The organism is Candidatus Amarolinea dominans (assembly GCA_016719785.1).
Taxonomy (GTDB): Bacteria; Chloroflexota; Anaerolineae; order SSC4; family Amarolineaceae; genus Amarolinea; species Amarolinea dominans.
Genome location: JADJYJ010000031.1, coordinates 274,806 through 288,779, shown reverse-complemented (window position 1 = coordinate 288,779; position 13,974 = coordinate 274,806). Strand labels below are relative to the sequence as shown.

The window sequence follows — 13,974 nt, the reverse complement described above, 5'->3', positions numbered from 1 at the left end:
AATTGATGCAAACTAAAAAAGGAAAGCGAGGAAAACGACCGGACGCCGGTCGTGAAACACCAATGGCAAGAAAAAGCGTAACGGAGCAGATCATGGATCAGTACGGACTCAGCCCGGACAAGCCCATCAAGCTCAGCGATTTCGATCCTGACGACGGCGAGGGGTTCAAGAGCAAGAGCGATGCCCAGCGGCAATTGCGCAAAGACCTGCTGCGCATCCGCGTCTTGCAGGAAGCGCTGTACGCAGAGCACAAACAATCGCTGCTGATCGTGCTGCAGGCCATGGACACCGGCGGCAAGGATGGCACAATCGAGCATGTGTGCGGCGCGGTGAACCCGCAGGGCGTGGTGGTGACGCCGTTCAAGGTGCCGAGCGCCGAGGAACTGGCGCACGACTTCCTCTGGCGCGTGCATAAAGTAACGCCGGCCAGGGGCATGATCGCCGTCTTCAACCGCTCGCATTACGAGGATGTGCTGGTGGTGCGCGTGCATGATCTGGCGCCCAAAGAGGTGTGGAGTCAGCGTTATGAACTGATCAATCGGTTCGAAAAGCACCTGACGGCCAACGGCGTCGTCATCCTCAAGTTCTTCCTGCACATTTCCAAAGCGGAGCAGAAAGAGCGCCTGCTCGACCGTCTCAACACGCCGGACAAGCAGTGGAAGTTTGCCGTGGGCGACCTCAAAGAGCGCGCCCTGTGGGATCAGTACCAGGAAGCCTATGAGGATGCGCTCAACAAATGCACCACGGCCGCCGCACCCTGGTACGTCATTCCCGCGAACCGAAAATGGTATCGTAACTACCTCGTGGCCCGCATCATCCGCCAAACGCTCGAAGCCATGAACCCCCAGTTCCCGCAACCCGCCGAGGATCTGAGTCAAGTCGTTATCGAGGATTAGCTTTTTGGGGACGAAGCACGATGGGAATAGCCGACATTCTCGAACAGACAGAAGCCAGCCGTGAGCGATTGGAAGACGCGCTGGAGGGATTGACGACGGAGCAGATGAGCGCGCCGGGCGTGATGGGCGACTGGTCCGTCAAGGACATCCTGGCCCACATTGCCGTCTGGCAGTCACGCCTGGTGCGCCTGCTCTACCAACTGGCGCGCCAACAGAAACCGCAGTGGGACATGCGCGATGTGGACGGCATCAACGCCCAAATCTACGCGCAACAAAAGGAGCGGCCGCTCGACCAGGTATTGGAAGATTTCGAAGGCGTCTTCGAGCAAGTTTGTCTGCGCCTGGAAGCGCTGCACGAGCCGGACCTGGCGCGTCGCTTCGGTGACGCTAATCTGGCCCAGATCATCGCCGCTAATACTTACGAGCACGATGACGAGCACGCCGCGCAGATCAGCGCCTGGCGCAGTCAATTGCCGCCTGATGAAGCGTGATCTGCCGCTCATGACCTTCGACCTCCGCCAATGCGGGCCGCTGCCATGAACCAAGAGATCATCGAAGCCTTCTGGCGCGCCTACCTGGCCACGCTGCCGGCCGACGCACCGGCCCAAAACGCAGCCTTTGTGGCCGAGTCGTTCGGCGATAATCCCGATCTCGCCGACGAACTGGCCGCGCTGGTGCTGGTCGGCGTCAAGACAGCCACTTGTTCGGCGCTGTGGGAATGGGAGGCCGAAGGCGCTTCCCTCCCACAGGTTAGACTGCACACCATTGTGCTTGATGCGCAGGGCGCGCCGCTGTGCATCATCGAAACTACCGCGGTCTTCATTTGCTCTTACGATCAGGTAGACGCCCTGTTTGCCTGGGAAGAGGGCGAAGGCGACCGCTCCCTGGCCCATTGGCGCGAGGCTCATGCGCGCTTCTTCACGCGCACCCTGCCGGCCATCGGGCGCACGTTCACGCCTGACATGCCGCTGGTGTGCGAACGGTTTCGGTTGGTCTACCGACCAGGATCCGCAGGCGGCCCGCACATACGCTGAATGCTGGCGCTGCCTCTGCCAGTTTTCTCATGCACCTGTCCTGGCGCGAAAAGCGATCAGGCATCACCGTTAGTGTCCTCAAGACCGCGCCCCCCGCACTTCGATCGTTTTCCAAATCATCTTATCGTGCCCGTCAGAACTCACGCTGGTCAACCGGCAGGAGGGATTTCATATGCTGCCTGCGCCCCGGGTATCCCTGCTCATGGTTCTTTTGATGGTTGCCACCCACAGTCTACCGGCGGCTTCGTTCCAGTCAGCGACCGCGCCCAGTCAACAAACCGTGGTTATCAACGAGGTGGCCTGGGGCGGCACGGCCGCCAGCAGCGCCGATGAGTGGATGGAGCTTTTCAACCCCGGCGACGCGCCGCAAAGCCTCGACGGCTGGACCCTCTCCACCGGCGATGGTCGCATTGCCATTACTCTCGCCGGCGTCCTGGCGCCTCATGGCTTCTTTCTGCTGGAACGCACCGACGACACCGCGGTCAGCGACATCCCGGCCGACCAAATCTACACCGGCGATCTGCTCAACAGCGGCGCCTCGCTCTTCTTGCGCGACAACAGCGGCAGCCTGATTGACTCCGCCAACGGCAATGGTGGCGCCTGGCCGGCCGGCTCTGGCTCGCCCGGTTATTTCTCGATGGAACGCATGGACCCCACCGCGCCGGACAGCGATGGCAACTGGGCCGCCAACAACGGCGTCACTCGCAACGGTCACGACGCCAACGGCAACCCGTTGAACGGCACCCCCCGCCAGCCCAATTCCGTCTACCAACCGGCGCCCACGGCCACGCCAACTTCGCCTGCACCCACGGTCACGCCGACTGCCAGTGCCACGGTCACACCGACCGGCGCCAGCACGGTCACGCCCACCACCACGCCCACCGACGCCAGCACGCCGACGGTGACATCCACGCCCACCGCGACCGGGGTTCCCACGCCCACGACTGATCCGGGCGCGACCAACACGCCGACGCCGACGGTGACGGCGATTGCGACGGACACCCCCACGCCGACCGCCACGCCCGCGCCGCCCCATGCCATCGTCATCAACGAGGTGGAGTACGACACGGTGCAGGCGGGCAGCGACAGCGATTACGAATGGTTCGAGCTGTACAACACGAGCGGCGACGCGCTGGTTCTCAGCGGCTGGCGCATCGGCGACAACAGCAGCCAGGACATCATCCCCGATCTGACCATCGCCGGGCATGGCTTTGTCATCGTGGCCTCCAGCCCGCAGTTTCACGTCAACTACCCGGTCGTGCCCGCGCCGGTGGTGTTTCTGAACAACGCCATCGGTAACGGGTTGGGCAACAGCGGCGACCGCCTGCTGCTCTCGGACCCGGCCGGGCTGACGGTGGACGGGCTTTCCTGGGGTACCGACACCACCGTGCTCGATCCTTCCGTGCCGGTGGCGCCTGCGGGTCACTCGGCCGAGCGCCTCAGCGCGGGTTACGACACCGACACCGCGGCCGATTGGGCCAACCGCTTCCCGCCCGCGCCCGGCTGGGACGGCGGCGCGACGACGCCGACGGTCACGCCGACGGTGACATCTACGCCCACCGCGACCGGGGTTCCCACGCCGACGCCCACGACTGATCCGGGTGCGACCCATACCCCGACGCCGACGGTGACCGTCACGATGACTGCAACGGCGACGGCGACGGACACCCCAACGCCCACGCCATCCGCGCCGCCCCATGCCATCGTCATCAACGAGGTGGAGTACGACACGGTGCAGGCGGGCAGCGACAGCGACTACGAGTGGTTCGAGTTGTACAACACGAGCGGCGACGCGCTGGTTCTCAGCGGCTGGCGCATCGGCGACAACAGCAGCCAGGACATCATCCCCGATCTGACCATCGCCGGACACGGCTTCGTCATCGTGGCCTCCAGCCCGCTGTTTCACGTCAACTACCCGACGGTGCCCGCGCCCGTGGTGTTTCTGAACAACGCCATCGGCAACGGGTTGGGCAACAGCGGCGACCGCCTGCTGCTCTCGGACCCGGCCGGACTGACGGTGGACGGTCTTTCCTGGGGCGCCGACACCACCGTGCTCGATCCTTCCGTGCCGGTGGCGCCTGCGGGTCATTCGGCCGAGCGCCTCAGCGCGGGTTACGACACCGACACCGCGGCCGACTGGGTCAACCGCTTCCCGCCCGCGCCCGGCTGGGACGGCGGCGCGACGACGCCCACCGCCACGCCGACGGTGACATCCACGCCCACCGCGACCGGGGTTCCCACGCCCACGCCCACGACTGATCCGGGTGCGACCAATACCCCGACGCCGACGGTGACCGCCACGATGACGGCAACGGCAACGGCGACGGACACCCCAACGCCCACGCCATCCGCGCCGCCCCATGCCATCGTCATCAACGAGGTGGAGTACGACACGGTGCAGGCGGGCAGCGACAGCGACTACGAGTGGTTCGAGCTGTACAACACGAGCGGCGATGCGCTGGTTCTCAGCGGCTGGCGCATCGGCGACAACAGCAGCCAGGACATCATCCCCGATTTGACCATCGCCGGACACGGCTTCGTCATCGTGGCCTCCAGCCCGCAGTTTCACGTCAACTACCCGGTCGTGCCCGCGCCGGTGGTGTTTCTGAACGGCGCCATCGGCAACGGGTTGGGCAACAGCGGCGACCGTCTGCTGCTCTCGGACCCGGCCGGGCTGACGGTGGACGGGCTTTCCTGGGGCGCCGACACCACCGTGCTCGATCCTTCCGTGCCGGTGGTGCCTGCGGGTCATTCGGCCGAGCGCCTCAGCGCGGGTTACGACACCGACACCGCCGCCGATTGGGCCAACCGCTTCCCGCCCGCGCCCGGCTGGGACGGCGGCGCGACGACGCCCACCGCCACGCCGACGGTGACATCCACGCCCACCGCGACCGGGGTTCCCACGCCCACGCCCACGACTGATCCGGGTGCGACCCATACCCCGACGCCGACGGTGACCGCCACGATGACTGCAACGGCGACGGCGACGGACACCCCAACGCCCACGCCATCCGCGCCGCCCCATGCCATCGTCATCAACGAGGTGGAGTACGACACGGTTCAGGCGGGCAGCGACAGCGATTACGAGTGGTTCGAGCTGTACAACACGAGCGGCGACGTGCTGGTTCTCAGCGGCTGGCGCATCGGTGACAACAGCAGCCAGGACATCATCCCCGATCTGACCATCGCCGGACACGGCTTCGTCATCGTGGCCTCCAGCCCGCTGTTTCACGTCAACTACCCGACGGTGCCCGCGCCGGTGGTGTTTCTCAACAACGCCATCGGCAATGGCCTGGGCAACAGTGGCGACCGCCTGCTGCTCTCGGACCCGGCCGGGCTGACGGTGGACGGTCTTTCCTGGGGCACTGACACCACCGTGCTCGATCCTTCCGTGCCGGTCGTGCCTGCGGGCCACTCGTCCGAGCGTATCAGCGCGGGTTACGACACCGACACCGCGGCCGACTGGGCCAACCGCTTTCCGCCCGCGCCCGGCTGGGACGGCGGCGCGACGACGCCCACCGCGACCGCCACACCGACACCCTTGCCCGGCGCCGACACCTCGACGCCGACCGCGTCACCCGCGCCGCTGCCGCCCATCTCGCTGAACGAGGTGCTACCCGCGCCATTCGCCATTGACTGGAACGGCGACGGCACGGCCGACCAGAACGATGAATGGATCGAACTGTACAACGCGGGCGCGTCCCCGGTCAACCTGGAGGGCTGGCAGCTCGACGACCTGGCGAACGGCGGCACCGCCCCTTACACCATCCCGGCCGGACGCCTCCTGGGGCCTGGCGAGTTTGCCATCTTCTTCCGCAGCGAAACCGGCGTCGCGCTCAATAACACCGGCAGCGAGCAGGTGCGCCTGCTGGCCCCGGGCGGCATCCAGGTGGAAGACTACTGGTTCGCCAACCCCGATGTGGACTGGTCGTACAGCAAAGTCGTTGATGGCGGCACGGTTTGGACCGACGCCTACCCGCCGTCGCCGGGCGCTTCCAATCAACCGGCCACCTCCACGCCCACCGCGACCGCCACACTGACGCCAACGGTTGGTCCGACGCCGACGCTCACCCCAACGCCCACCCCCAACCCGTCCTGGCAAGCCGTGCGCCTCAACGAATTCCTGGCCGCGCCAGAAAACGTGGACTGGAACGGCGATGGCATCCTGGATGAAGATGATGAATATGTGGAGCTGCTCAACACAGGCGACATTCCCGTGGATGTGGGCGGCTGGCAGTTCGACGACATCGCCAACGGCGGCTCGACACCTTACACCTTTGCGGCCGGCACCCTGCTGCCCGCACATGGCTTCCGCGTCTTCTTCCGCAGTGAGACCGGCGTGGCGCTCAACAACACCGGCGGCGACGACGTTCGTCTACTGGCGCCGGATGGCCAGCAGACGCAAATTTTCCATTTCACGACGGCGGGCGACGATCAGGCCTGGAGCGCGTTGCCCGATGGCAGCGACACCTGGGTAGATTCCGTGCCGCCGTCGCCCGGCGCCAGCAATCAGCCCACGCTCGGCCCGGTCACGGTCAGCGGCGCGGTCTACCGCGGCCAGCCTGGCGACACCACGCAGCCGCTGGGCGGCGTCACTGTGCAGTTGTGGGCCGGCGCGCACGTCAACGCCTGGGATCGCTGGCTGCTCAACGGCCTGACGCGGCCGGATGGCAGTTTTCTCCTGGAACTCCCCCAGGCCCTGGCCGAATTCCCCTACTACCACCTGGTCGAGATTGACCCCGCCGGCCTGACCTCCGTGGCCGCGCTGGCCGGCAGCGGCGGCGTCGTGATGGACCCCAACTGGATCGCCATCGGCCCCACGAGCGGCGGCCAGTTCACCGGCTTCGCCTTCTGGGACGACGAGCCTTCGGCCACGCCGACCCCTCTGCCCGCCGCGGCCGTACTCATCACCGAAGTGGAGTACGACAGCATCGAGCCTGGCACTGACAGCGCCTGGGAGTGGGTGGAACTGCGCAACAACAGCGATTCCCTGCTGCGCCTCAGCGGCTGGTCGCTGACTGACAACCTGGGCACTGACCTGCTGCCAACCCTGGTGCTCACGCCCGGCGCCTTTCTGATCCTGGCCGCCAGCCCGACCGATTTCCTGGCGCACTACCCGGCTGTCACCGCACCCATCATCGCCATCGCCGATGGGCAGCTCGGCAATGGCCTGGGCAACACCGGCGACCTCCTGCGCCTGAGCGACGGCGCGGGCCGCCTGATGGATGCCCTCTCCTGGGGCGACAACACCGCCGTTTTTGATCCGTCCGTGCCCGATGTGGCGCCCGGTCACAGCCTGGCCCGCCGCGATCCGGCCGTGGACACCGATCGCGCCGCGGACTGGTTCGATGAAGCGTCGCCGTCACCCGGCCGCGGCCCGGTGTTCGTCACGCCCACGCCCACGAATACGCCGGAAGGGACGCCGACATCCACACCCACGCCGGCCACTCCCTTGACCGTGGTCATCAACGAAATCGCCTGGGGCGGCACCCTGGCCAGCGCCAGCGATGAATGGATGGAACTGTTCAACCCTGGCCCCGCGGCCGTTGATCTGGTCGGCTGGACCCTGAGCGATGGCGGCGATGTCACCGTCACCCTCAGCGGCGCGCTGGCGCCGGGCGCGTTCTATCTCCTGGAGCGCAGCGACGATACCACGGTCAACGACACGCCGGCCGATCTCATCTACGAAGGCACGCTGAGCAACAACGGCGAAGCCCTGACCTTGCGCGACGCCCGCGGTCATGTCGTAGATACGGCCAACGGCGACGGCGGCGCATGGCCGGCTGGATCGGGTTACCCCGATTACGTGACCCTGGAGCGCCTGGACGCGGCCTTACCCGACAGCGACGCCAACTGGGCGACCAATAACGGCTTGGTGCGCAACGGCCTGGATGCGGACGGCAACGCCATTCAGGGTACGCCGCGCCAGCCCAACTCGGTGACGTTACCCACCCCCACCGCCACGCCGACCGAGGCCGTGACACCCACCGCCACGCCGACGCCTGACCCGGCTTGGGCGGCCGTGCGCCTGAACGAGTTCCTGCCCGCGCCAGAAGCCGTAGACTGGAACGGCGACGGGGTGTTGGATGAGGATGACGAATACGTCGAACTGTTCAACAACGGCAGCACGGCGCTCGACCTGGACGGCTTCCAGTTCGACGACCTTGCCAACGGCGGCTCCACGCCCTATAGCTTCGCGGCCGGCACGCTGCTGCCTGCGCATGGCTTCCTGGTCCTCTTCCGCAGCCAGAGCGGGGTTGCGCTCAACAATACTGGCGGCGACGATGCGCGACTGCTGGCGCCGGACGGCCGCGAGCTGCAGGCCGTGCATTACGCCAGCGCCGGCGATGACCGCGCCTGGAGCGCGCTGCCCGACGGCAGCGATGCCTGGAGCGGGGACCCGCCGCCCTCGCCCGATCGCAGTAACTGCGCGGAGCCGGGATGTGGGACGCCAACCCCGACGCCTACCGCCACGGTCAGCGTCACGCCGACGCCTGACCCGGCCTGGGCGGCCGTGCGCCTGAACGAGTTCCTGCCCGCGCCGGAGAGCGTGGATTGGAACGGCGACGGGGTGCTGGATGAGGATGACGAATACGTCGAGCTGTTCAACAGCGGCAGCACGGCGCTCGACCTGGACGGCTTCCAGTTCGACGACCTTGCCAACGGCGGCTCCACGCCCTATAGCTTCGCGGCTGGCACGCTGCTGCCTGCGCATGGCTTCCTGGTCCTCTTCCGCAGCCAGAGCGGGGTTGCGCTCAACAATACTGGCGGCGACGATGTGCGTCTGCTGGCGCCGGACGGCCGCGAGCTGCAGGCCGTGCATTACGCCAGCGCGCACGATGACCGCGCCTGGAGCGCGCTGCCCGACGGCAGCGATGCCTGGAGCGGGGACGCGGCGCCCTCGCCCGGCCGTAGCAATTGCGCGGAGACGGGATGTGGGACGCCAACCCCGACGCCTACCGCCACGGTCAGCGTCACGCCGACGCCTGACCCGGCCTGGGCGGCCGTGCGCCTGAACGAGTTCCTGCCCGCGCCGGAGAGCGTGGATTGGAACGGCGACGGGGTGCTGGATGAGGATGACGAATACGTCGAACTGTTCAACAACGGCAGCACGGCGCTCAACCTGGGCGGCTTTCAGTTCGACGACCTTGCGGGCGGCGGCTCCACGCCTTACAGCTTCGCGGCCGGCACGCTGCTGCCTGCGCATGGCTTCCTGGTCTTCTTCCGCAGCCAGAGCGGGGTGGCGCTCAACAATACTGGCGGCGACGATGTGCGTCTGCTGGCGCCGGACGGCCGCGAGCTGCAGGCCGTGCATTACGCCAGCGCCGGCGATGACCGCGCCTGGAGCGCGCTGCCCGACGGCAGCGACGCCTGGAGCGAAGACACGGCGCCGTCGCCCGGTCACAGCAACTGCGCGGATGAGGATTGCACCCCGCCCACGGCCACCGTCACGCGCACGGCGACCCCTACGCGCACACCAACCCTGACCGCGACGCCGACGCCGCAGGGCACACCTGGTCTGCTGCGCCTGGGCGAGGTGCTGTACGATGGCACCACGCCTGACACCGAGGGCGACGAATTCATCGAGCTGTTCAACGCCGACCAGGGGCCGCTCGATCTCGGTTTCTACCGCGTGGGCGATGAGGAGACGGCCGGCGGCGGTGAAGGCATGTACCGCCTGCCCGCCGGGGTTCTGCTGACGCCCGGCCAGAGTATCGTCATCGCCAAGAACGCGGCCGCGTACCGGGCGCGTTTTGCCGCCTGGCCTGATTACGAGGTGCGCGTCAGCGGCGCCGATTACCCGGACAGCCCGGAGGTGCCCAACCTGGCGCGTGACACTGATTGGGGGCATGGCAGTTGGACCCTCTCCAACAGCGGCGATGAAGTGCTCCTGCTCGGCCCGGACGATCGCGTGCTCGACGCCCTCGCCTTTGCCGATGGCGACGCGGCCGGCCTGGGGTTGGCCGGTCATGCGCAGGCCGAACAGCCCTATTCCTTGCAGCGGGTGGGCGGCGCGGACAGCGATGATCTGGACGCCGATCTGCGCGTGGCGCTGCCCAGCCCGGGGTGGGTGGAACCCTGGCCGACGCCGGGCGCCGCGCCCACGCCCTGGATTTTGCCTGGCGGCTGGCAGGGCGTTTGGGGCGGGCTGCTGGCGCAGTCTGGCTTTGGCGACGGCGAAGGGGGGCCGGCCTATGTCCTGGCTCGCGGGCAGGCGGCCGGGCTGCATTTCCTGGCCCTGAACGATCCCCTGGCGAATTTGACGGCCGCACGCTGGCAGCAGACCCATGAGGCTGCGGCCGGCGTGCAGGGACTGCTGCCCCTCATCGGTCTGGCCGCTGACGATCTCGACCTGACCGGCGTGGATCAACTGCCGGGCGCGGGCGATCTCTGGTCATGGGCAGCCGGCCATCCTGCGACGTTGGTCAGCGCCGCGGCCGCGGGCTGGGAGGCGCACAGCAGCCTGGCAGCGGACCTGGTGTCCCTGCTTGAAACCAGCCCGGATGATGTGGGCGAGGCGCAGGCGATCACGTTGCCCTTTGCACAGGCCTGGACCAGCGGCCGGCGCACCGGCCTGGCGCCGCTGACCTGGACGTCCGCTGAGAGTTGGCGCCTCGGCGTGCTGGTGCCGGAACTCGGACCAACGCAGGTCCTGGATGCCTTGCGCAGCGGCCGCACCTGGCTGACCACGGATCGTGACCTGGGATTGATCATGCAGGCGGGCGCGCAGTGGTCGGGCGGGCTGCTCTCCAGCCAGGCGCCGGCCAGCCTGATCGTCCACTACGCGGATGACGAGGCCGCCACCCTGGAACTGCTCAACGGCGGCCAGGTTCTCACGCAAACCGTGGTGAGCGGGAACGCCGCGTGGGCGCTGACGCTGACGGTCGCGCCGGGCAGCGCGCTGTGGGCCAGGGCCATTCAGCCCGATGGCGATGTGGCCGCGGCCAGCCCGCTGTTCGTGGAAGGCCCGCTGCCCGCGCCCGGCCTGCGCCTCAACGAGATGATGGTTTCGCCGCGCTCGGATTGGAACCATGACGGAGTGGGAGATACGGACGATGAATGGATCGAAGTCGTCAACATCGGCCTGCGGCCGGTCAACCTGTTGGGCTGGCAGTTGACCGACATCGAGCCGACCGGCGCACAGGCTAGCACCTGGCGCAAGGGCACGAGTGAATGGTTGGCGCCCGGCCAGTACACCCTCTTCTTCCGCAGCGAGACCAACATCAGCCTGAACGATACCGGCGATTGGATTCGCCTGCTCGATGCGCAGGGCCGGGTGGTGGATCAGCTCCATTTTGCGACCAGCCCCGGCGCCGATCGCACCTGGGCGCGCACGCTGAACGGCGGCGGCGCGTGGGTCAACGACATGGCGGTCACCATTGGGCTGCCCAACCTGCCGGGCACGGCCACGCCAACCCCAACCCCGAAGGCGACGCGGCGGCCGCCTACCCCCACGCCCGCGCCCATTCGACTCATGGAGGACATCGGCGCGGCGCGTGCATTGCCGTTGAACAGCCGCGTGGTCATCAGCGGGCAGGTCACGGCGCGGTTGGGCAGCCCGGACAAGTCCGCGTTCTATGTGCAGGCGGGCCGGTACGGCATCCGCGTGGAGATTGCGAGCAGCGGCGCGTATCCGCCCCTGGGCCTGGGCGACCATGTGCAGGTGAGCGGCCGCCTGGGCACGGAACGCGGGGAGTTGAAGCTGCGGTCGGGCAATCCGGCCGATGTGGCGCGGCTGGGCGCGGGCGCGGCGTTGGCCGCGACGCCGCTGCGCAGCGGCGCGTTGGGCGAGGCCTGGGAGGGCGCGTTGGTGCGCATCAGCGGGCAGGTGGTGGAGTTGAGCAGCGGCGCGATGGTGCTGGACGACGGCAGCGGGAAGGTGCGCGTCTTTGTCTCCTCCACCGCGCCCTTCAAGCGGCCGGCCGCGCGCCGCGGGCAGCGCTGGGTCGTCACCGGCATCGTCAGCCAGTACGGCAGCAAGGCGCCCTTCACCGACGGCTACCGCCTGCTGCCGCGCTCCGCGCGCGACTTCCAGCAGATTGTGACGACCCGGTCAGCCGCCGCGGTCAGGCTGACCGCGCGCGGGCTGAGAATCACTGCTCGCGAGATCGAGTAGCAGGGCAACGCCAGCCGCGCTCGGCGCATCGTTCTCACCCGTCAGGGCAAGGCCCGCCGCGCGCATCATGGAGGCTGGCAGTGGTGGGGGGCATGGAACAGAGGCCGATTGTTGACAGGGATTGACAGAGACACAGAAACCCAACGAGTTGCGCCCTGAGAAGTGTTAGGTTACAATCAACCCATGATCAAGAGCTTTGCACACAAGGGGGATGTGGATTACGAGGACTATCACTGTGAGTCAACTGGCGTGATGACGCATGACTCGCCGTCAAATTTCACATGAGGTGGGGCAACCTCGATGCCATGATGACCGAGTAGTGTAATCGTAATGAAGAAACGCTACGTGCTGCTGCTGATTCCTAGCATTCTCGTTCTTGCGGCTCTTAGTCTAGACCTGGGGCTGGCCTGCGAAAATCTTCTCGTTTATCCGATATACATGGTTGGTGGCCTTTTTGGCTTGCTGGCTGTAATAATTGGTATTGGTTTAGGTGTGCGCGCTGGCCGCAAAGGGCTATTCTTTGTCGTGCTGTGTGTAGCGGTCATCGGAGCCTATGCGCTGCTTCCAAATATCTTGGATTGGCGTCAATCACTAGAGTTTGTATGGAAGCGCGCAGGCTATATGGAAGTTGTTGACCTTGTGCGTGAAGGAAATATAAAGCCTGGAGATAAGTCATTAGCTGAGATAGATTCTGACCATCGATATTTGCTGCCCTGTACTAGCCAAATCGCCATCGAAGATAACAGCAGGGGCTTGTTTGTCATTTTCTTTACGTCAAATCGCATGTTCGGTGAATTCTCAGGCCATATGTATGTGGAGGATGGGCAAGCTCCATCTGTTCAACAATTTCGAGAGCTCCGAGCACTCGGCCCGGAGCAATGGTCTCACATCAAGCGCGTTGATGCAAATTGGTTCTACGTGATTTGGAGCCATTGAGATTGCCCACTGTGCCAATGAAGCGTGAGACACTTCAGCGGCTGAATTTAGTGTACAATTCAGTCGAACGCTTGCCGAGATCGGCGGGTGGTTTGCAAAAGACGACAGCGGTTGGCGCCGCGAAGACAACCGCTTCTACGAAAGAATCTATGCATCATGGTCGCAATTCCTGGGTTACTACGGTTATTTGCCCAATATCCGAAACTCGGCGGTCTGTTTGGTCTCGTCGCCGCAGTGGCATTTGCCTACTTGGGATTTGTGAGCTGGAATGAAGTACAGAAGATGCCCGATGCGCCTATTAACGTCTCTGTGACGCAAGCGGCTGCGCTAGTCAATTGGGGCGAGAGCGCCTGGGTTACTCTTCAGCACATACAATGGGATTGCGAGAATATCGTTCACAGCTACGTGAGTCGTCGCAGTTACCGAACCGAAATCCTGTTTACGGATGAAACCAACTCCGTATTGGGCGTGGCGCTCTTTTCACGATCCAAGAGGTTATCATGCGCTGAACTGACCGACACCGAGCTAACCGGCGTCTTATCTCGAATCGAAGATCGTTTCTACGAAAGAATGCCTGCCAGAGGGTTCAATCTCACACGCTACAATGGGACAACGATGCGCGTGCATCTGTGTACTTTTTGTGGCCGAGACAATTCGACGCTCGGAGTCATTTGTGGTTTGGTAATGGCTCCCCTAGGTTTGAGCATGTATCCGCTGTGTCTGAGCCTTAGAAAGCACTATCTGGCGAAGGGGATTCTGTAATGTGTCCTTTCTCGTGGTAAAGTTGCCACTTGTTCGCGAGAAAAGAGCGCCAGTGATTCGCGGCGAAAGGGAGCCACGCGTTCGCGAGGATGTGGAGCCAGGCGCGGGCCTGCCGAACACGGCGCGCGCCGGCGGCTCGACTGAGCTTACCGAAGTCGGCGGCGGCTGGCGCGTGGCGTTAGCCGCTTGGCGCCGCCATCGCGCCAAAGGTCTTTGCAAACGCCGTAAG

General features: G+C 65.6%; 6 protein-coding genes. All 6 read left to right on the top strand.

Annotated elements, in window-relative coordinates:
* Positions 1 to 5: 5 nt before the first annotated feature.
* On the top strand, positions 6 to 896 hold the full coding sequence (locus tag IPM84_25175; GenBank protein MBK9095987.1) for a polyphosphate kinase 2 family protein: 891 nt from the start codon (positions 6 to 8) through the stop codon (positions 894 to 896).
* Positions 897 to 916: 20 nt separating this feature from the next.
* Positions 917 to 1,387 (top strand): ClbS/DfsB family four-helix bundle protein, encoded by a 471-nt coding sequence (locus IPM84_25170; protein ID MBK9095986.1) that lies wholly within the window; start codon positions 917 to 919, stop codon positions 1,385 to 1,387.
* A gap of 45 nt (positions 1,388 to 1,432) precedes the next feature.
* Positions 1,433 to 1,930, top strand: coding sequence for an ASCH domain-containing protein (locus IPM84_25165; GenBank protein ID MBK9095985.1), 498 nt, complete (start codon positions 1,433 to 1,435; stop codon positions 1,928 to 1,930).
* Positions 1,931 to 2,102: 172 nt separating this feature from the next.
* Positions 2,103 to 12,047, top strand: coding sequence for a lamin tail domain-containing protein (locus IPM84_25160; protein MBK9095984.1), 9,945 nt, complete (start codon positions 2,103 to 2,105; stop codon positions 12,045 to 12,047).
* Between the two features lie 345 nt (positions 12,048 to 12,392).
* Complete coding sequence (locus IPM84_25155; protein MBK9095983.1) at positions 12,393 to 12,983, top strand: hypothetical protein; 591 nt, start codon at positions 12,393 to 12,395, stop codon at positions 12,981 to 12,983.
* Positions 12,984 to 13,139: 156 nt separating this feature from the next.
* Positions 13,140 to 13,745, top strand: coding sequence for a hypothetical protein (locus IPM84_25150; protein ID MBK9095982.1), 606 nt, complete (start codon positions 13,140 to 13,142; stop codon positions 13,743 to 13,745).
* The last annotated feature ends 229 nt before the right edge of the window (positions 13,746 to 13,974 follow it).

Excerpts from the sequence above, each read along its gene's own strand:
- IPM84_25160 (MBK9095984.1), top strand. The coding sequence starts at position 2,103 with ATGCTGCCTGCGCCCCGGGTATCCCTGCTCATGGTTCTTTTGATGGTT.
- IPM84_25150 (MBK9095982.1), top strand. The coding sequence starts at position 13,140 with ATGGTCGCAATTCCTGGGTTACTACGGTTATTTGCCCAATATCCGAAA.
- IPM84_25175 (MBK9095987.1), top strand. The coding sequence starts at position 6 with ATGCAAACTAAAAAAGGAAAGCGAGGAAAACGACCGGACGCCGGTCGT.
- IPM84_25170 (MBK9095986.1), top strand. The coding sequence starts at position 917 with ATGGGAATAGCCGACATTCTCGAACAGACAGAAGCCAGCCGTGAGCGA.
- IPM84_25165 (MBK9095985.1), top strand. The coding sequence starts at position 1,433 with ATGAACCAAGAGATCATCGAAGCCTTCTGGCGCGCCTACCTGGCCACG.